Origin of the sequence: Tenacibaculum dicentrarchi (genome assembly GCF_964036635.1) — a bacterium.
Lineage (GTDB): Bacteria > Bacteroidota > Bacteroidia > Flavobacteriales > Flavobacteriaceae > Polaribacter > Polaribacter dicentrarchi.
This window is the reverse complement of record NZ_OZ038524.1, coordinates 2,232,942-2,252,691: the sequence shown is the minus strand read 5'-3', so window position 1 is coordinate 2,252,691 and position 19,750 is coordinate 2,232,942. Positions and strand designations below refer to the sequence as shown.

General features: G+C 28.4%; 20 protein-coding genes and 2 tRNA genes. 11 read left to right on the top strand and 11 right to left on the bottom strand.

Annotated features, from left to right (window positions below; all coding sequences use genetic code 11):
• Positions 1–107: 107 nt before the first annotated feature.
• From ABNT14_RS09765 to ABNT14_RS09730, 8 genes are all read left to right on the top strand, one after another.
• The gene (locus ABNT14_RS09765) at positions 108–278 is read left to right on the top strand and encodes a hypothetical protein (protein WP_159459547.1); all 171 of its coding nucleotides are present in this window, start codon (positions 108–110) and stop codon (positions 276–278) included.
• A 71-nt stretch (positions 279–349) separates the two neighbouring features.
• Entirely contained in the window at positions 350–2,212 is a 1,863-nt protein-coding gene (locus ABNT14_RS09760) for a hypothetical protein (RefSeq protein WP_101903032.1), read from the top strand.
• Between the two features lie 227 nt (positions 2,213–2,439).
• A complete protein-coding gene (locus ABNT14_RS09755; RefSeq protein WP_159459546.1) occupies positions 2,440–2,613 on the top strand; it encodes a hypothetical protein in 174 nt (57 codons plus the stop codon).
• 110 nt (positions 2,614–2,723) lie between these two features.
• Positions 2,724–2,975, top strand: a complete 252-nt coding sequence (locus ABNT14_RS09750; protein WP_101903031.1) for a hypothetical protein — start codon at positions 2,724–2,726, stop codon at positions 2,973–2,975.
• A gap of 21 nt (positions 2,976–2,996) precedes the next feature.
• The gene (locus tag ABNT14_RS09745) at positions 2,997–3,203 is read left to right on the top strand and encodes a DUF6140 family protein (protein ID WP_101903030.1); all 207 of its coding nucleotides are present in this window, start codon (positions 2,997–2,999) and stop codon (positions 3,201–3,203) included.
• An 85-nt stretch (positions 3,204–3,288) separates the two neighbouring features.
• Entirely contained in the window at positions 3,289–5,025 is a 1,737-nt protein-coding gene (locus ABNT14_RS09740) for a hypothetical protein (RefSeq protein WP_101903029.1), read from the top strand.
• A 2-nt stretch (positions 5,026–5,027) separates the two neighbouring features.
• Positions 5,028–5,552: a hypothetical protein gene (locus tag ABNT14_RS09735; RefSeq protein WP_101903028.1), complete on the top strand. Its 525-nt coding sequence runs from the start codon at positions 5,028–5,030 to the stop codon at positions 5,550–5,552.
• A gap of 3 nt (positions 5,553–5,555) precedes the next feature.
• Complete coding sequence (locus ABNT14_RS09730; protein WP_101903027.1) at positions 5,556–5,900, top strand: hypothetical protein; 345 nt, start codon at positions 5,556–5,558, stop codon at positions 5,898–5,900.
• Between the two features lie 175 nt (positions 5,901–6,075).
• On the opposite strand, the gene ABNT14_RS09725 is transcribed toward ABNT14_RS09730, so the two are convergent.
• Together ABNT14_RS09725 and ABNT14_RS09720 are read right to left on the bottom strand one after the other, a co-directional pair.
• Positions 6,076–6,160 (bottom strand) — tRNA-Ser (locus ABNT14_RS09725).
• Positions 6,161–6,288: 128 nt separating this feature from the next.
• Positions 6,289–6,373 (bottom strand) — tRNA-Ser (locus ABNT14_RS09720).
• 291 nt (positions 6,374–6,664) lie between these two features.
• Here ABNT14_RS09720 and aroC point away from each other — a divergent pair.
• The gene (gene aroC / locus ABNT14_RS09715) at positions 6,665–7,726 is read left to right on the top strand and encodes a chorismate synthase (RefSeq protein ID WP_101903026.1); all 1,062 of its coding nucleotides are present in this window, start codon (positions 6,665–6,667) and stop codon (positions 7,724–7,726) included.
• Between the two features lie 139 nt (positions 7,727–7,865).
• On the opposite strand, the gene ABNT14_RS09710 is transcribed toward aroC, so the two are convergent.
• From ABNT14_RS09710 to ABNT14_RS09675, 8 genes are all read right to left on the bottom strand, one after another.
• Complete coding sequence (locus ABNT14_RS09710; RefSeq protein WP_101903025.1) at positions 7,866–9,503, bottom strand: pyruvate dehydrogenase complex dihydrolipoamide acetyltransferase; 1,638 nt, start codon at positions 9,501–9,503, stop codon at positions 7,866–7,868.
• A 3-nt stretch (positions 9,504–9,506) separates the two neighbouring features.
• Positions 9,507–10,502: a pyruvate dehydrogenase (acetyl-transferring) E1 component subunit alpha gene (gene pdhA / locus ABNT14_RS09705; RefSeq protein WP_101903024.1), complete on the bottom strand. Its 996-nt coding sequence runs from the start codon at positions 10,500–10,502 to the stop codon at positions 9,507–9,509.
• Positions 10,503–10,644: 142 nt separating this feature from the next.
• Positions 10,645–11,325, bottom strand: coding sequence for a hypothetical protein (locus ABNT14_RS09700; protein WP_101903023.1), 681 nt, complete (start codon positions 11,323–11,325; stop codon positions 10,645–10,647).
• Positions 11,326–11,558: 233 nt separating this feature from the next.
• Positions 11,559–12,251, bottom strand: coding sequence for a M15 family metallopeptidase (locus ABNT14_RS09695; protein WP_101903022.1), 693 nt, complete (start codon positions 12,249–12,251; stop codon positions 11,559–11,561).
• Between the two features lie 35 nt (positions 12,252–12,286).
• Positions 12,287–13,573, bottom strand: coding sequence for a DUF445 domain-containing protein (locus tag ABNT14_RS09690; protein WP_101903021.1), 1,287 nt, complete (start codon positions 13,571–13,573; stop codon positions 12,287–12,289).
• Positions 13,574–13,662: 89 nt separating this feature from the next.
• The gene (locus tag ABNT14_RS09685) at positions 13,663–15,351 is read right to left on the bottom strand and encodes a PspC domain-containing protein (RefSeq protein ID WP_101903020.1); all 1,689 of its coding nucleotides are present in this window, start codon (positions 15,349–15,351) and stop codon (positions 13,663–13,665) included.
• Entirely contained in the window at positions 15,344–15,688 is a 345-nt protein-coding gene (locus ABNT14_RS09680) for a PadR family transcriptional regulator (protein ID WP_101903019.1), read from the bottom strand. Before ABNT14_RS09680 ends, ABNT14_RS09685 begins: the two co-directional genes overlap by 8 nt.
• An 18-nt stretch (positions 15,689–15,706) precedes the next feature.
• Positions 15,707–16,156 carry a DUF4870 domain-containing protein gene (locus ABNT14_RS09675; protein WP_101903018.1) on the bottom strand — a complete coding sequence of 150 codons (450 nt, stop codon included), beginning with the start codon at positions 16,154–16,156 and terminating at the stop codon, positions 15,707–15,709.
• Between the two features lie 220 nt (positions 16,157–16,376).
• Here ABNT14_RS09675 and ABNT14_RS09670 point away from each other — a divergent pair, with 220 nt between their 5' ends.
• Both ABNT14_RS09670 and ABNT14_RS09665 read left to right on the top strand, forming a co-directional pair.
• Positions 16,377–17,726 (top strand): pentapeptide repeat-containing protein, encoded by a 1,350-nt coding sequence (locus ABNT14_RS09670; RefSeq protein WP_101903017.1) that lies wholly within the window; start codon positions 16,377–16,379, stop codon positions 17,724–17,726.
• A gap of 28 nt (positions 17,727–17,754) precedes the next feature.
• Positions 17,755–18,219, top strand: coding sequence for a DUF4442 domain-containing protein (locus tag ABNT14_RS09665; RefSeq protein ID WP_101903016.1), 465 nt, complete (start codon positions 17,755–17,757; stop codon positions 18,217–18,219).
• Positions 18,220–18,293: 74 nt separating this feature from the next.
• On the opposite strand, the gene ABNT14_RS09660 is transcribed toward ABNT14_RS09665, so the two are convergent.
• Positions 18,294–19,691, bottom strand: a complete 1,398-nt coding sequence (locus ABNT14_RS09660) for a TlpA family protein disulfide reductase (RefSeq protein WP_101903015.1) — start codon at positions 19,689–19,691, stop codon at positions 18,294–18,296.
• Positions 19,692–19,750: the final 59 nt, after the last annotated feature.

Here is a 19,750-nt window from a genome sequence, read left to right as displayed (position 1 = left end):
ATTTAACGTTCGTAGTGTTTTAAAAGATGTTAGAAAGTAAACTCAATTATCAAAAATTTATTTAGTTATATTTGAAGGATAATTGCTATCAATAAAAAAAACATTGCATGTTAAAAAATATTTCTATTCATAAAGCAACATTTCACTATGCTTTTCAGATGGATATTGAAGAAAATCAAGATGTATTAGAAGATATTTTATCTACTGAAAAATTTATATATCCGCTAAAAGATAAAGATCATTATTATTTATATGATGTATCAGAAAAAAAAAACTAGATAAAAACTTAAATCCTGAAAATTTTAAAATAGATACTACCGCAGAAGTTGTTAGTTTTACAGGCGTTCCTATGGAGTTAATTGCGAACATAAAACTTCCTGAAAAAGTTGCTGTTTTAATATTTGAAGGCGGAGATTTAATGCCTTTGCAAATGGGGAAAACCCCCGAAGGAGATGCTTTGTGGAAAACGATAATGAATTATATCCGATTATATCCTTTTAATGAAAATTTTTCAGAAAGGATTTTGATGGAAAATGAAATCAGAAAACTATACACAAAACTTCCCTCACATATTGCTGATTTTGGGCTGACAACATTATTTCAGAAAATAGAAGCATCCAACATTACCAAGTTTACAATTGGTTGGGCGTATTTTTCAGAATTGGATTTTAAAATACTTTCAAAATTAAACCAATTGGAAAGTTTAAGTATTTTATATTGTTATAATGATGCCATAAAATACTTGCCAAAAAACTTGAAGGATCTACAAATATTTGGAACTACAATTCAAAAATTATCTGAAATAAACCTTAATCTTCCAAACTTAATTGACTTAAATGTAAGCGGAAATGCACTTAATACATTAGATACTTTACATACTTTTCCAAGCACTCTTGAAGGTTTAGATGTAAGTAATAATCTAATTAAATATTTTGATATTAATGAATTACCTGAGGATTTAGAATATTTAGAGCTGTCAAATAATTTAATTACTAACGATTTTTTTAATCAAAAGGCAATTCATGAAAATTTAAAATACTTACTATTAAGTAATAATGAATTAATTATTACAGCATCGATATTGCATTTAATTTTAGAAATATTTCCGAATTTAGAAAGTTTAGAATTACTTGATAATGAAAAAAAAGGAGTTCCATTCGAACTTTTTGACGATTATGAACATCCAAATTGTTTGAAAAATGTACAGTATTTTTTAGAAGGTATTGATCTTCTTGTTGATCATGATTATGAAGAATTTTTAAGTGTATCGAAATTAAAAAAAATAAATAATTCAAGTGATTTAAACGAATTTATCGAAGTTAAATGGCAAGAAAATAAATTTCCATTAAGAATAATACTCGAACATCTTCAATATGAATTTTCTAAGTATTTTTTTAAAATGCCTTTTTTTACCAAATATATAAACGGAATTTATTGTTTTATCGCACACGATAATTGTGAGTTTTTACTCTATTTTGAAGAAGAAACCAAACAAATTACCCTTAAAATACAAGCCGATACTTCAGCGATTGTTGACTTCTATTTTCATAAATATTTTAAAGAAATAAATACGATTATTTCTTTAAATTCACATATCGATATATTGCCGTCAGTTAGTTGTAGTAAATCGTGTGATTTTCTAAAAGATTTTTGTAACAAAGTTTATAAAGTAGATTACAAAATTAAATCGGATGTTATTCTTAAAAAAGAAACCGAAAACATTAATATATTAATCAATAATAGAAGTATTGAAGGCGTTAATGATGACGGAAAATTTGCTGGAAATAAATACCAAGAAATACAAAATATTGCTTTTATTTTAATTTCGGGTAAAAGTGCCTATCCTTTTATTATCAAAAATGGTGTTATAACAAATGCCTTAAAATTAACTGAAAATTCAGAGTATTACTATTGTTTAACATTAAGAACCGCACTTGACAAGGAACTTTATATTAAAAGTATTACTAATAAATACTTGAATAGAAATGGCTTAGTTGAAGGAGCTATTTTTATAGACAATAATGTTAAAAAGAAATTATCTTGTTTTGTAAATCCGCATTATTTTAAGGTGAAAGACAATATATTAACGGCCACTAATTTAGAAGATTTTAAATTAGCTGAAAATCATCTGAAAAAAATAAAAATAGAGGGTAATAAATATTGTCATTTTACTGTTGACAATGCTATTATTGAGCTTAAATATAGTCATTAATTTACCATAGTTCTCTTATTGATGCGATGCTGAACTAAATTCAGCATGACGATTGTCTATTTTGAAAAACTCTTAAGTAATACACTTAGGAGTTTTTTTATACCTCAAATTTAAGTGCAATTTTTTTCTGTTCAGCCCTGAACACATTGTTTTCAAGGTATTTGTATGTTGCATCTTTGTGTTATTAAGAAGGAATGAATTTAAGTTAAACAATTAAATTGAAAAAGATGGCAGAAAATAAAATGAACAATGGAGTAGCGGTTACGGGAGTAGTAGGAGCAGTAGGAACAGTTGCAACAGCTGTGATAGGAACAACTTTAGCAGCACCACTAGCTATTAGTGCTGGTGTTGGATTAGCTATTTGGGGAGCAGTTGAATTATTCAAAAGTTCTAAACAATAAAAGTTGAGTTAGATTCCGAAAAACGGTGTAAAATTTTGAATATATCTTTTTCTGAAATTCTACTCAAATGTGAAGTTAAACTTATTTGGTGAGCCAATAAATTAAAAAAGATGATAAAAGTATATCAAGCCGTATTGCGTCATTCAATTCTTACGATATCGAAAAAAACAGATAAAGTAGCATTGACAATTTTCCTAAATCAAAATACTGATATGGAAATTACTGTTGGCGGATTGGCTATTAATACGATTATCAGGCAAGCGTATAATTATTACATGGGAAAAAAGGATTATAAAAGTGCGTATTTAATATTAGCAACCTATAAGCCCGAATTATATAAATATCAAACCAAAAACAAGTAAAATTAATTAAATCTAAATATTATGGCAACGTTTCAAATTACATTAAAGAAAAAATTATACATCGACCGACAATGGGTTGAACCTGGAATTTCTGTAACCGTGGTAACTCCTGGAACAATCGTTTGGACAACCGATGGAAAACAACAAATTATCAACGCTTTTAGTAGAATGTATGGGCTTACAATTTCACTTGCCGATGTTTCTATGAATACTTTTAGCGTCAGTTAATCTTTAAAATGAAAGCAATTTTAACGCCTGTTTTAGTTCAAAATAGGCGTTTATCGAAATTAAAGTTAAAACACATATAATATAGATGACACATAAAGAAATTATAAAACCAAATATCGATAACCTACACGCTAAATTAGTAGATGCAATTATAAAAAAAGCGCAGAAATTACATGTAGATTCAGAGGTTATTACTAGAAGAATGCTTGTTGATTATTTAAATTATACATTAGAAATCAATTTAAAAGAAGGGCTTCATATTAAACAACTTTTAGAAGATGCTTATATAAAAGGAGCATATTCGTCTAGTATTCAAAATGCGATTGTAAATAATATTTACGATAACGATGGACGAAATAAAGTTTTTAATCCTAACCGTGTCGCACAACGTGTAACTGCTTTAGATATTCAAAATCCTGAAATAGATTTAAATGATTTTAAACTAATTGAACACGGAACCGAACTTGTAAAACAATTTGATGGAACTTCCGATATTCAGGCTATTCAATCGAATATTGAAACATTAAAACCTAAAGGAACAATTTCTTTAACAGGAAAATTTAAAGTTGAAGCAAGAAGAGAACACGCTTTTAATATCCGAAAAGAATATGCTAAAATTATCCAAACTCATGAGGTTGTAAAAGATATTAACCTAAATTTAGTCGATGATTTTGATAAAACTAGAAACAAATTAAAATTAGTTCGAGAAGATTTATTAAATCTTTTAATCGATTTATTCGGAGACCAAATAAAGGTAACAGAACCTGAATTATTTGATGTTTCTGGTATTAATTGGGAAAATTTTGAAGATAGCTACGCCAAATTAGATACTTTTTTTGCCTGTATTGACCAAAATGTTGAAACCTTTAAAGGTTCTCATCAACAACATATGGCGGATATTTCTCAATCAGGAAAAAATCAATTTAATAGTTTTATGAATCAAACTACTAAATTATCAAATAAAGGAACTTTAAAATCTCAAGATATAAAAGCTGCTGCTGGAGTTGCCGCAGTTGGGTTTTTAATAGAAGGTGGTTTATCTATCGCAAAAGCAAGAACTGAAGCCAAAAAAACAATTGCTCAAATAGATTTCGATATTGAAAAACTAAAAGAAGGAATGCAAGGCGATGTTCAAATAATTTTAGATGATATTCTAAAATTAGGGCGATTTTATTCAGAATTAAAAGATAAATTAATTCCTCAATTAGAATTATTCAGCCAGGTAACGGTTAAGAAATTAACCAATGATATTGCTCCTTTATACAAACAAATTATTTCAAATTCAGAAATAAAAAAATTACGAGACAGCAACCAAAATTTAATGACAGAACGTCGAACGATTCAAGCAGAATTAGCCGACCAAAATGAACAAATTCAACTTCACGAACAAGAAGAAGAATATTTAAAAGAAACCATTAAAAATCAACAAGGAGAACGTCATTTTTTAATGTCTTTACAGCCTGTTGAACCAAATCCTTTTTATAAAATAATATCTCCTAGTAAATCAAAAAAATTGTACAATCATACAATAGAAAATTGGACATCTTTTTGTAAACCGTTTATCGAAAATTTTAAAAATTTACAAGCAAATCTTGTTGAAGAAACGAATATAAAAGAAGAAAAAATTACTATTGTTGAACAATTAATCAACAGACAAAACACTGTTGAACAAGAGTTAAAACAAAATTCTCAAAAAATAAAAACCGTTTTCGAACAAGCAGGAAATAAAAGCGTTTTAAAAGATTTATTAACTCAAATTAGAGATTTTACAATTTCATCAAAAGGAGTTCTTGAAGTAAATATATCAAAAGAACTTATTTAAATATGGAAAATCAACTAATCACACAAACAGCAGTAAATCAAATGAGTACTGTTGAAAATAAGGTTTTTTTAACAGAGAATATTCACGCTATTTATGATGAATTAATCTTAAATAATGCTGATAATCATCAAAAAATAATTAAATCGCTTGTCGGTAAAATGGATAAAGACAAGCGTTTTAACAAGGTTGATGATCATATAAAACAAAAAATTGCTTTAACAGGATTGGCTTGTTTGTCGGATGTTATCAAAACATACGATTTAACTAGAAAAAAGAATTTTCTTCAAAAACAAAACAAACAAGTAATGGATTTGTTTTTGAAAAATTACGACCAAAAACTTGAAAATTTAAAGCAAGAAATCAAGAAAAATAAAGAAGATTTTTTAGCCTTAAAAAATAATGCTGATAATATGTCTTTAGGGCAATTAGCCAATCAAATAAATGAATTTCATAACCCAAATGCTATTACAGAAGTAACCAATCAAGATGTTGATGATTTACTTAATGGAGGCACTTTAGAATTTTAAAATATGTTTACACAAAAATTTATAAAAGAGAATTTTTTAACAAAAAGCCAAGTTTTAAAGGCATATCTTTTAGGTAAAGAAGACCGATTATTTATAGAAAATCCTGACGATTGGGAAAATAAAAAACCAAGACGTATGTTATATCGAATAAATTATTTTTTAGCAATATTCTTTACGTTATTTGTTTTGGTGAGTATTTCAGAAGGAGGATTAACAATAGGAATTTTTATAGCTTATTTAATTATTTTGTTGAAACCACTTGTTCATTATTTTGCATTAGAAAATAAGAGAATTAAAATGAATATTTTTCTGTATAAAAGATTATACGGAATGGACGAACAAGAATAAACCAATAATAAAAGGGGGGAATTTGCAATATTTCTGAAAAAGAGAAGAAGTTGAAAAAGAAACAAAACGTTGTCAATTATATTGATAGCGTTTTTTTTTTGGCTTAAAAAATGAAAGCTTATTATATAACATAGGCACAAAAAAAATCCTCACAATCAAAGATTATGAGGATTTGCGGAGAAAGAGGGATTCGAACCCCCGGTCCTGTTACAGACAACGGTTTTCAAGACCGCCGCATTCGACCACTCTGCCATTTCTCCAGACAAGCTAAAAATAATTCCTTTTAGCGGTTGCAAATATATAACCTTTTTTTAAATTACAAAAACATTTATTGTTTTTATTTTTTTAGCATAAAAAAAACCGAAACAATTATTTGTTTCGGTTTTTGCGGAGAAAGAGGGATTCGAACCCCCGGTCCTGTAACAGACAACGGTTTTCAAGACCGCCGCATTCGACCACTCTGCCATTTCTCCAGGCATACTAAAAATAAATCCTTTTAGCGGTTGCAAATATACAATCTTTTTTTAGTTCTAGAAAATAAAAAATGTTTTTTTTAATTAAAAAAAATTATTACTTACTATTGTGTGTTTTATGTTTTTGTTTATGAGTAGGTTATGTGGGTGAAAATGTTTTAAAAAAAATAGATAGATATAATATACAAAAGAGACTATCAGTGTTATATTTATACATATTTCACTAGTTTTTACTGTTTTCATTAAGAGAATTATAATTTTTAAATTACTTTCGTTTTAAAATTAAGAAGCATGTTTAATTCATTTGGAAATATATTAAAAGTAACAACTTTTGGTGAATCACACGGAACGGCAATAGGTGGCGTTATTGATGGTTTTCCAGCAGGAATGGACGTAGATTTTGAGGCTATTCAACAAGAGTTAGACCGTCGTAAACCGGGGCAATCTAAAATTGTAACTCAGCGTAAAGAACCTGATACCGTTGAGTTTTTATCTGGAATTTTTGAAGGTAAAACAACAGGAGCTTCTATTGGTTTTGTAATTAAAAATACCAATCAGAAAAGTAAAGATTACAATCATAATACTAATGTATATCGCCCATCTCACGCCGATTATACCTACGATAAAAAATACGGAATTAGAGATTATAGAGGTGGAGGACGTACCTCGGCTCGTGAAACTGCAAATTGGGTGGTTGCAGGTGCATTGGCAAAACAACTCATAAAACACATAAATATTAATGCTTTTACCTCATCGGTAGGCGATATTTTTATTGATAAACCATATCAAGAGTTAGATTTATCTAAAATTGAAAGTAATATTGTTCGTTGTCCTGATGAAAAATCAGCAGAAACAATGATTGCTAAAATTCATGAAATCCGAAAAGCTGGCGATACTATTGGAGGTACGGTAACTTGTGTTATTCAAAATATGCCTGTTGGATTAGGCGAGCCTATTTTTCATAAATTACACGCCGAACTAGGAAAAGCAATGCTTTCAATAAATGCGGTAAAAGGTTTTGAATTTGGTAGCGGATTTTGTGGTGCTAAAATGAAAGGTTCTGAACACAATGATGTTTTTAATGAAGATGGAACAACACAATCTAATTTATCAGGTGGAATTCAAGGAGGAATTTCAAACGGAATGGATGTGTATTTTCGTGTAGCTTTTAAACCCGTAGCTACGATTATGACAAATCAGCAAACTATAAATTCTGATGGTGAACTAACCGAAATTAAAGGAAAAGGTCGTCATGACCCTTGTGTTGTACCAAGAGCTGTACCAATTGTAGAAGCTTTATCTGCCTTGGTTTTAGCTGATTTCTATTTGATAAATAAAACAAGAACTGTTTAATATTTGTTTTATAATCTTGATTTTCACAGTTATGCGATGCTGAACTAAATTCAGCATGACGAATTTTAAAATAGTTGTAAATAAAAAAAGCCCGAGCAAATTGCTTGGGCTTTTTTAGTAAAATATGTAAGTTAAAAACTTATGCTAACATAGTAACAGGGTTTTCAACAAAAGTTTTTAATGTTTGTAAGAACTGAGCACCAACTGCACCATCAACCGTTCTGTGGTCGCAGGCTAAAGTTAATTTCATCGTATTTCCAACAACAATTTGACCGTCTTTAACAACTGGTTTTTGTACAATTGCACCAACAGATAAAATAGCAGAATTCGGCTGATTGATAATAGAAGTAAAACTTTCAATACCAAACATTCCTAAGTTAGAAACTGTAAAAGTACTTCCTTGCATTTCAGCAGGAGCAATTTTCTTGTTTCTAGCTTTACCAGCTAAATCACGTACCGAAGCACCAATTTGAGTTAAACTTAAAGCATCTGTATGTTTTACAACAGGCACTACTAAACCTTCATCAACAGCCACGGCAACACCAATATGAATATGACTGTGGAATAATGTCGTATTATCAGTCCAGCTAGTATTTACGTTTGGATGTTTTTTTAATGCCATCGCACAGGCTTTTACAACCATGTCGTTAAATGATACTTTTGTATCAGGAACGGCATTAATTATTTTACGAGAAGCCATTGCGTTGTCCATATCTACTTCAATATTTAAGTAGAAGTGAGGCGCATCAAATTTAGAATTTTTTAAAGCTTTCGCAATTGCCTTACGCATTTGAGAATTTTTAACTTCTGATGTGTTTTCTTCACCAGCGATTGCAAAATTAGCAATAGCTTCTGTTTTAACAGCTACAGGCGCTTCAACTTTTGCAGCAGCAGGAGTATAGTTTTCTACATCCTTTTTAACAATACGTCCGTTTTCACCAGAACCTTTAATTGCTGTTAATTTAATTCCTTTATCTTTTGCTATTTTTTTAGCTAATGGAGAAGCAAATATTCTTCCAGTAGAAGTTATTGTAGTTACTGTTTCAGTAGTAGCTATTTTAACTTCTTCTTTAGGAGTTTCTTCTTTTTTAGTAGCTATTTTTTCTTCTGATTTTGTATCAGTAGAAACTGTATTTCCTGAATTTAATGCATCAAGTACGGTAGCAACATCTGTACCTTCTTTACCAATAATGGCAAGTAAAGTATCAACAGGAGCAGCTTCTCCTTCTTGTACACCAATGTGTAATAAAACACCTTCGTTAAAAGATTCGAATTCCATTGTAGCTTTATCTGTTTCAATTTCAGCTAAAATATCACCCTCTTCAACTTTATCACCTACATTTTTTAACCAAGAAGCAACAGTTCCTTCTTCCATGGTATCACTTAAACGTGGCATGTTAATTACAATAGCGCCTGCTGGCATTGCTACTACTTCACTTTTTACAGCCACTTCTTCGTTAGAAGTTGTTTCAGCTTTAGGAGCTTCTTCAATTTGAGGAGCAGCAGCACCGCCGTTTAATAAAGCAGTAATATCTTCGCCTTGTTCACCGATAATAGCTAATAAAGTATCAACAGGAGCCGATTCACCTTCCTGAACCCCGATGTGTAATAAAACACCTTCGTGAAAAGATTCAAATTCCATGGTAGCTTTGTCTGTTTCAATTTCAGCTAAAATATCTCCTTCTTCAATTCTGTCGCCTACATTTTTTAACCAAGAAGCAACAACTCCTTCTTCCATTGTGTCGCTTAAGCGAGGCATGTTTATAATTGTAGCCATGGTTTATTTTGATTTTATAAATGGATAATCTTCTTGTTCATATACCATATCATGTAATTGACTTACTTCAGGATATGGAGAATCTTCAGCAAATTTTTCACATTCACTTACCGATTCTTTTACTTCTTTTTTGATAGCTTCAATTTCATCATCAGAAGCATATTTATTTTCTTTAATGATATCTAATACTTGGGTAATAGGGTCAATTTTACGGTATTCAGCAACTTCATCTTTGGTACGATAATGTTGAGCATCCGACATTGAGTGACCTCTATAACGGTATGTTTTCATCTCTAAGAAAGTTGGTCCTTCACCACGACGAGCTCTTTGAATAGCTTCATCTACCGCTTCGGCAACTTTAATAGGATTCATTCCGTCAACAGGTCCACAAGGCATTTCGTATCCTAAACCAAGTTTCCAAACATCGGTATGATTTGCAGTTCTTTCAACAGAAGTTCCCATAGCGTATCCATTGTTTTCAACAATAAATACTACTGGTAATTTCCAGTTCATAGCCATATTAAAAGTTTCGTGTAATGAACCCTGACGAGCAGCACCATCACCAAAACAACATAATGTTACGGCATCATTTCCTTTATATTTATCACCAAAAGCTAACCCTGCTCCTAATGGAATTTGACCACCAACAATTCCGTGTCCACCATAAAAACGGTGTTCTTTTGAAAAAATGTGCATAGATCCCCCCATACCTTTAGAGGTACCAGTAGCTTTACCATATAATTCTGCCATTACACGTTTAGGGTCTTCGCCCATACCGATAGGTTGTACGTGGTTACGGTAAGCGGTAATCATTTTATCTTTAGATAAGTCCATTGCGTGTAATGCACCTGCTAAAACAGCCTCTTGACCGTTATATAAGTGTAAAAACCCTCTTACTTTCTGTTGAATGTAAACAGCGGCTAACTTATCTTCAAACTTTCTCCAGAAAAGCATGTCTCTATACCAGTTGATATAGGTTTCTTTAGTGATTTTATTCATTATATATTAGTTGTTTATTTAAAAGTTTGTTTGTTGCGTATGTCTTAAAACGCATCTACAAAAGTAAGTAGTTTTTAGTAATTTTAAAAAAGTTCTTGTTAAAATTTACACACAGTTTTTTTTATTATTAAAAGGACTTAAATTATTGTTTTTCTTTGGCAATAATAATAGTTGCTTTTGCTCCTGTAGCCAAGTTCCATTGGTTGGCAGAAAGTAGTGTTCCTGTTTTATTATAAATTTTAAACCCGGCGGTATTTGGTCCTGAAGTTCCTTGGTTTAGGGCTAAAATATTTATGGTGTTAATGCCTTGACTTAAAGATATTTTAAAAGATTGATAACGTTTTTTTAGAATTAAGTTTGTAACCACAGGAATATTGTTTACTAAAATAGTAACTTTATCGCCATCAGGATATTGAAAATCTCTACAAATAATCGTAATACTTTTATCTTTAGTGGTAAAACTCCCTAAATCTTGATCAATAATAGGGTATACATATCGTCCGTTTATTTTTTTAAAAGCTTTTAAATATTGTTCTTCCGCAATTTTAGCTTTTGTTAAAATCCCTTTGCTTTCAAAATCTTTTTCGGCTTGTTTTTTTTTATACTTTCGTTGTTGTTTGCTGTGTGCGTTTTTAAAACCGTTATTATTTTTAAAATCTAAAGATGTTGGTTTTTGAACTTCTTTAGTAGCATTAGGAATACTATTAAACGAGCCTGAGTTATTTTTTGTGTTTCCAAAAGAAGCATCAAGTTGTGCAAAACTATTTGAGCTTATACTTACTGCAAAAACTACTATAAAAAAGTGTATTGTTTGTTTTATCATATCAAAAGAAATCTGAACAAATATAATGCCGTTGTTTTTTGTATTTCTGAATAAATCGTTAAAACATATTTATTTGAAGCAATTTCCCGCTTTTCGCACTCGCTTTTTTTATTTTTCAAAAGAAAAAAATAAAAAAGAGCTCAAACAATTGCTACAATCGGGGCTAGGCATTTTTACTTTTTTTTGTAATTAATTTAAAATTAAAATAGTTCTTTACTTTTTAATAATATCCATTATTTAACAGGGAAACTAAAATAAGTTTTAGGAAAAGGTTCAAATCTTAAAGTAAAATGCCACCATTCTTTAGAGTAGGGTCTAAAATTATATTTGCGCATTACAGTTTGTAATAACTGCCTATTTTGTTTTTGTTTTTTTGTTAATTTTTGATAAGAAATATGCGAAGAAATTCCGAAGAAATCAAAAGGACTTCCCATATCTAATTCGTTTCCAGTTTTTAAATCGATAATTGTTAAATCGACTGTACTACCACGAGAATGACCCGATTTTGAAGAAATATATCCTTTTTTAAACAAATGCCTTTTATTGATATTCGGATAATATTCTTCTTTCATTAAAGTATCGTTCATAACACGTGCCCATTTTACAAAATGATTTACGGCAGTTTGCGGACGATAAGCATCAAATATTTTAAGACTTAATTCTTTTTTTAATAACTCTGCTTGTACTTTTTTTAAAGCTATTGCTGTTTTTGTGGTGCAAATAACAATGCTTTCATCATAACCATTTACAGATGCTCCTAAAAAATTATTATCAGCACAATATCGAAGTTCTTTTTGAATAGTAGGAGCAATATCTTTTAAATACGAAAAATTTTCAGGAAGTTTTTGCTGTTCTTTTATAAGTGTTTTTTTTTGTGCGTTAGCAATAAAAGAACAAAATACTAATAAATAAAATAGTTGTTTCATTAAGCAAAAATAAGTAATTTGTTTTGTTGTGAAAATTACAGGCTTAAAACAGTTGTTTTTATGATATATAATATCATTCCAACGACACCTCCAACAATTGCACCATTAAGTCGAATATATTGTAAATCATCACCAACTTTATTTTCAATTTGTTTAACCAAATCTTCGTTATTTAATTTTTCTAAACTATCAGAAACTGTGTTTGCTATTAAATGATGATTTTTATGAATTATCGAAATAAGTCCTGATTTTAAATTTTGATTTGCTTTTTCAATAATTTCTGAATTATTAGAAATATCGCTTATAATTTGAATTGATTTTTTCTTGATAAATTCAATAAGAACGCTTTCATTGTTGTTTAAATCTTTTTTAAATTTATTTTGTGCTGAATTTAATAATTTAGCAACAATACTTTTTGATTCAATATTACTGATTAATTTTTTTTGTATATTTTTAATTGAAGCAAGTGCATTTGGATTTCCAATTTCTAATTTTTTAGCAAAATGAAGTAATTCATTATCTAACTTTTTACGTAACGGATGTTGTTTATCTTTAGTTATTTCTGTTAATAAATCATTTATTGATTTTATCAATTTATCAGTTATAGATTCATTATTTAATCCGCCTAATTTTTGAGCTGTATTTACAGCTAAAAGTTTAAAAGTGCTTTCTTTTTTGATATTTTCAGATTGTTTAGTTACATTTTTAAGTAGCATTTCACGTGTTTCATTATTATTAATAGTTTTAGAAATACTAGATAAAGCAACTGTCCATAATTTTGAATGTTCTTTATTTTTTAGTGCTTTTTGTAGCCAAACCCCCAAAGGTTTTCCAATTTCAATAGTGTCTAATTCTTTTTTAAATATTTTTTCTAAATAAGGAGCAAGTTCTGAAAAGTTGGTGTTTTTTGAGATATTTAAAAGTATATCTTGTAAAAAATGAATGATTTTTGAAACATTTTTATCATCTTTTAAAGTATCTAATATTTTATCAGCAATAGCAACTGAATTTATTTTTTCAGATAAACTTTCTTTTGATAACCATTCATTAGAAACTAAATCAACAATTCCGTTAGAAATTTTAGTTCTTGATTTTACAATAATATTAGTATGTTTTTTTATAAAAGGTATTGGGATTTCGGCAAATAATGCTTTTACAGCAAACCAATCGGCACAGCCACCAACAACAGCCGCTTCAAAACCTGCAAGTGCTATGTGCCAAGCGGTATGTGTTAAAAATTCGGTTTTAATACCAATTATTAACAATAGCATTCCAATAGTTGCTATAATTAAAGAAAGAGCGCCTTTTTTTGGGAGTTTCATTTTTTATGTAAATATAAAATTTTAGAGCTAAAAAAGCCAAAGCATTATTGCTTTGGCTTAGTAAAAAAAATATTGGTTATAGAGTTATTCTATAAATCTGAGTTAGAATGAAGGCTATCATCATTATCATTATCGTAATTATTATTATCATTATTATAGTTATTAGGAGATTTACAATCTGTACATTCAAAACCTTTTGAGGTCATTTTAAAATGATGATTTGCCATATCACGGTCATAAATATCTTGAGTATTTTTAATATCATCAATAAATTTACGAGAAGAATTTTCAAAATAAATAGTTGTACCTTCAGCAATATAAACAGTTGCTTTAATTTCTTCGTCTTTCCAAATATTTTTATAGGCACTTAAAAAGAAGGCATCAAAAATAATTGTATTGTTTGTTATGTTAAAATTGTAGTTAATTTCTTTGGCGTTATCATTTGCTTTATTTCGTTTTTTTCCTTCGGATGTTCTTTTAATTTCGATATAAGCATTACCTGTTTCACTTTTACGAACATCGATATTTACATCGTTAGAATATTTCATTTTAACATCATTAATAACTACGTCTTCAGCGTTATTTCTATTGCTTAAATTGTGATTATAATAAATATTATCATTATTAACAACTCGAATTTTTAAAGGTTGTTCTTTAGTATAAGTAATATTATGTTTACTCACATTAACACCGTTATAAGCATGAGTCGTAGCATATTCGATACCTGAAAAACTAATAGTAAACAATGAAATTAACCAAACTCCTAGTAATGTAAAAACAGTTGTTGTGTTTAATTTTTTAATTGAAGGAGAAAGTATTCTTAATCCTAAGATAAATAATACCATCATTGGAATTCCAATTAATAAAAATAATGAAATAGTCAATAACCATTTAGGTAGCATAGCATCATAAAAAAATGGAGGATATTGTACAAAGTTATTGTCAACATTTAAAATTTCAAAACTACCGATTGAAAATGCTCCAAATAATAACGAAAGAATAGTAATACCAGCAATGAAAATTAAAAATACGCCTATAAATTTACCAAATATTTTAAATAATGTACGTAAAATTTCGCCTATAATACCTATGAAATCTTGTAATTTTGAGTTTGTTTGTGAGCGTATTTTTTCATAATCGGCACTTGAAATTTTATCGGTAATATCATTAGCTCCGTCTTTTAATTTTTCAGATAAAGATTCAAATTCGTCTCTAATTTTTTTTTCAATATTATCAATGTTTACTGGTTCGCCTTGCATCTGTAATTTTTCAGAAGTTGTTTTTGCTTCTGGTAATAAAACCCATAAAATAATATAGGCTAAAGGCGAAAACCCAGAGGCAACTAAAATGATAAAAGTAATTCTAATCCAAATAACATCAATATTAAAATAATGAGCAATACCTGAACAAACTCCACCTAAAAATTTGTCATCACCATCTCTAAATAATTTTTTAACGGTTCCTTTTTTTGTTTTATAATTAGGTGAATAATTATCGGTATAATCGTCTTGTGTGTCGGAATAATCTTCAGGTTGTCCCATAATTGTAATGATTTCTTCAATATCATTTTCATTAATAACCTGACGTACATCTGTTATTTTTTCAGATAAAAGCTCACTAATACGCGCTTCAATATCTGAAATTATTTCCTCTTTTCCTTGTGGGTCATCGCTTAAAGAACGCCCAATTGCTTCTAAATAACGTTTTAATTTCTGATAAGCAATTTCATCTATATGGAAGAAGAACCCGCCTAAGTTTATGTTTATTGTCTTATTCATTATTAGTTGATTTTTTAGTAGTTACTAGGTTTACTGCGTTGACTAAATTACTCCAAGTGTTGTTTAATTCTTTTAAAAATAAGTCTCCATTTTCTGTTAAAACATAATATTTTCTTGGAGGTCCAGAGGTTGATTCTTCCCATCTGTAGCTTAATAAACCTGCATTTTTTAAGCGAGTTAATAGTGGATAAATTGTTCCTTCAACGACAATCATTTCTGCACTTTTTAATGTTGATAGTATTTCAGAGGTATAAGCATCACCATTTTGTAAAATCGATAAAATGCAATATTCTAAAACCCCTTTTCGCATTTGTGCTTTTGTATTTTCAATCTTCATATACCGCGATTTATAAGGTTATTTTATAAAATTAATTGTAAAAGGGTAGTGGTATTCTTCTCCTTTATTTGCTTTTATTGAAGCGATAATAATCAACGCTATTTTACTTATCGAAATCAAACAAAAGAATATACTTGTAATAACTAAACCGATAATTGTACTACTATTTTGAAAAATAAAATCAGTTTCAAAATCAAAGGTTGGTTGATTATAATTGTAAAAAAAACCTCCGAATAAAAAACCGAATAAAAGAAAGCAAAACAGTGTGATTGTAATTATAATATACAAGCCAAAACTGATATTAAAGTTTACAGCTTCTTTTCCATGTTTATCTAAAAATAAACTTCTATCTTTTAAAGTTTGCCACAATATTAAAGGTGTTATAATGCTTCCTAAAGGAAATAAATATCCTATAAATGCGCAAATGTGTATTAAAAATGCATTGGTATTTTCGTTGTTGTTTTGCATGGCTATATTTTTATATACTACTTGATAATACAAATATATGTCTTTTAAAAGGTACTTTGTATTACATAGTACTATATTTAACGTTTTATTAACATTTAAAGCTTATATGAATATTTTTTATAGAAGCTGTATAAAATAGCTGAAGTTGTTGGTCTCGTTCACTTTAAAAGGTATTCAGTTCGAATATTATTTGTAAATTGATAAAAAAATAAAATAGCGAATGTTATCTGAAAAAATGTTAAAATATTTTTTAACAACAAAATATGAAGATGTTGGAGCTGAACAATATCAATTTCTTTTAGACAATTATTTTACTCAACCAAAAGATGATTGGTATGAAGAAAAAGATATTAATGGCAGAAAAGAAAAGATTTGGGATAAAACAAAAGTTGCAAGATTTTGGATGTTGATACGTGAACATGCGATGAAATTTGGCATTGAAAATAAAAAATTTGATTTTAGTAAATTTGTTTTTCCTGATTTTGAAAAGTCAGATTATAAAGAAAATAAAGATGGTACATCAAGATTTACTAAAAATTTTTGGAATAGAGGAGAATCAAAAGAATTTTCAGAAGATGTAGAGTTTTCATCTACTAAATTTTTAGGAGAAGCTGATTTTAGTGGAACTTTATTTAAAAAAAAAGTAGGTTTTAATGCTGTCTTTTTTGAAAAGGCTAATTTTAAAGAAGCAAAATTTTCAAAGGAGGCTAATTTTTCTTTTTCTAAATTTTCAGGAAAAAGTATTTTTAGTTATTCTAAATTTTTAAGTGAGACTGATATTTGTGAGGTTACATTTTCTGGAGAAGCTGAATTTAATAAAACTAAATTTTTAGCTCCAACTAATTTTCAATTTACATTTTTCTTAGAAAATATTTCTTTCATTAGTACGAATTTTTTAGAAAAGTGTAGTTTTTGGGGTATTAATTTTACGAATAAAACTATTTTTAGAGGCGTAAATTTAAAAAATGCAATTTTTGGTCAATCAGATATTACAGAGGTAAAATTTAAAAACTGTATATGGAATGAAAATAGTAGTAGAATTATTTTAAATTATGAAAAAGGACTCGGTTTTGAAGATGATTCAAATTATAAAGAACTAGAAGATTTATATCGTCAACTTAAGGTAAATTTTGATAACTCAAAAAATTGGGAGTTATCAGGAAAAGCTTACGTTAGTGAAATGGAAATGCGTAGAAAAATTTATCAAAATGAATTTTTGATAAATATTAAGAGTTTTCATCCGATAAAAGCATTTATAGGATTAATAAATTGGTTTTTATTTATTTTTTACAAAGTTTTTGGAGGTTATACACAAAATTACATTCTACCGTTCTTATGGCTTTCACTATTATTTACTGTTTTTTTGTTGGTCTATTCAGATTATTGTTTTTTCCAAGAATATTGTGAATGTAATTTTAAACCTTGGAAAGAAGCCATAGACGCTAGTTTTCCTTTTTTTAAATCGGATAAAAACTCACAACATTTAAAATGGAATTATTTTCAAAAAATAAGTTCATCGATTCTTTTAATATTTTTTATTTTGGCTTTAAGAAAACGATTTAGACAATAAAAATAAGTAAAAATATAAAACATAAAAAATGAAGTTTACACCCAGAAAAATAAATCTATTTACGTTATTAAAATTACCATCGGCATATATTTGTGGAATTAGAGTAAAGTCGATTTTTGAAGAAAAATCAACAGTAGTAGTAAAACATCGTTGGATAAATCAGAATCCATTTAACAGTATGTTTTGGGCAGTTCAAGGAATGGCGGCAGAATTATCTACAGGTATTTTGGTTATACAAGCTATTGAGGCATCAAATGAAAAAGTATCTATGTTGGTTACTAACATGAATGCAACTTTTACCAAAAAAGCAACTGGAAAAATACAGTTTTCATGTAATGATGGATTATTAATAAAACAAGGGATTCAAAAATCGATTGAAACAGGCGAAGGACAAACAGTTTTAGTAACTTCAGAGGGGGTTAATAATGAAGGTATTTCGGTGTCAAAATTTGAATTTGAATGGAGTTTAAAAGTAAAATCAAAAGTTATTTAATTATATATATTGTAATTTTAATCAAAAAAAACCGCAACTAATTGCGGTTTTTTTTGAGTTTTTGAAACACTAGACTATATTCCTAATTCATCAAATATACTTGTTAATTTTTCTCCTTGAGAAGGTGCAGGTGCATTTGGACTTACAATTGTTCCATCAGGTGCAATGATTATAAACTTAGGTAACCCTTTAATTAAGAATTTTTGAGCCCATTCTAGTTCGTTTTGTTTTTTACCACTAAACAGTTGAATACCTGTCATTTCTCTGTCAATTATTGTTTGCTTCCATTTTTCATGTTGTTTTTTATCATCAACACTAATACTTACAAACGTTAATTTTTTTCCGTGATATTCTTCTTCTAAATTCTTTAATAAAGGAATTTCTCTTTTACAATATGCACACCAAGTAGCCCAAACATCAATGTATAAATAGTTTCCTTTATTTAATAAATCATCTAAAGAAGTTGTTCCTCCTTTATAATTTTCAAAATTCACAAATTTAGGAGCAGGTTGTCCTTTAGCAGTCGCTTTTAATATATTATAAGTATCAGAAATTTCTTTTTTATGTTTTTCATTTGTTGAGTACAACATAAATTTATCATGAAATTCTTTTAAATGAGGTGTAAAAGTAATTCCATTTTTGGCATTTTTATATAATAAATCATTTTTAGCAACAGCACTATTAACTTCTTTTTGTGTGGTTTTTAAATATGTTAAATAATAACATTTACCTTCTTCATTTTTTTCTTTTGCTAAAAGTTTTAACTGAGTTTCTAACATTTTACGATATGAATAAGAGCTAAGATAGTCTTCATCGCTACTGTAGTTAAAATTTTTAAGAGGATCGGGAAAATTAGGAGAAACTACAAACTCTTCATTTTCAGATAACATTCCATAATAACTTTGATAATTACTTAGATTTCTTAAATATTCATAATTAATATTCTTAACTTCTTTTTTTAGAAATTTAGTTGGTAAATTATTTGCTATTGAAAGTGTAATTAGAGCTTCTTTATATTGATCCATTTTATTTAAGAAATCAGTTTCTTCTAAGGAGAATAGCTGGTTTGCGTTTACTAAAATTTCAGAAAATTTGACCTTTTTTTCGGCTAAATATTTATTAATATTAGCTGTTGTTCCTTTAAATTTAACATCGTTAATATTTTTGTAATCAGCAATTATATTTGCATCTACAGTGTCGTTAAGGTATAAATTTAAACTAGCTCTTTTAGCTTTAAGTATAAGTGTATAGTAGTTATCTCTATCAATTCTTACAGTATCAGAAAAAGCTCCTGTTTTTTTATTAACTTTTATCTTTTGTTCAAAGTTAAACCCTGTTAAAGTAATTTCTCTTTTTTTGAAATTTTCAATTTTTCCAGATAAAATAAGATAATCTTTTACTGGTTTAGGTTTTTCTTCTTTACAAGAAATAATGCTAACTCCTATTAGTGCTAAAAGTAGTATTTTTTTCATCGTTTACTGTTTATATGAATTGGGGTTTTTAAAGCTTCAAAGTTACTTTTTTTTAGTAT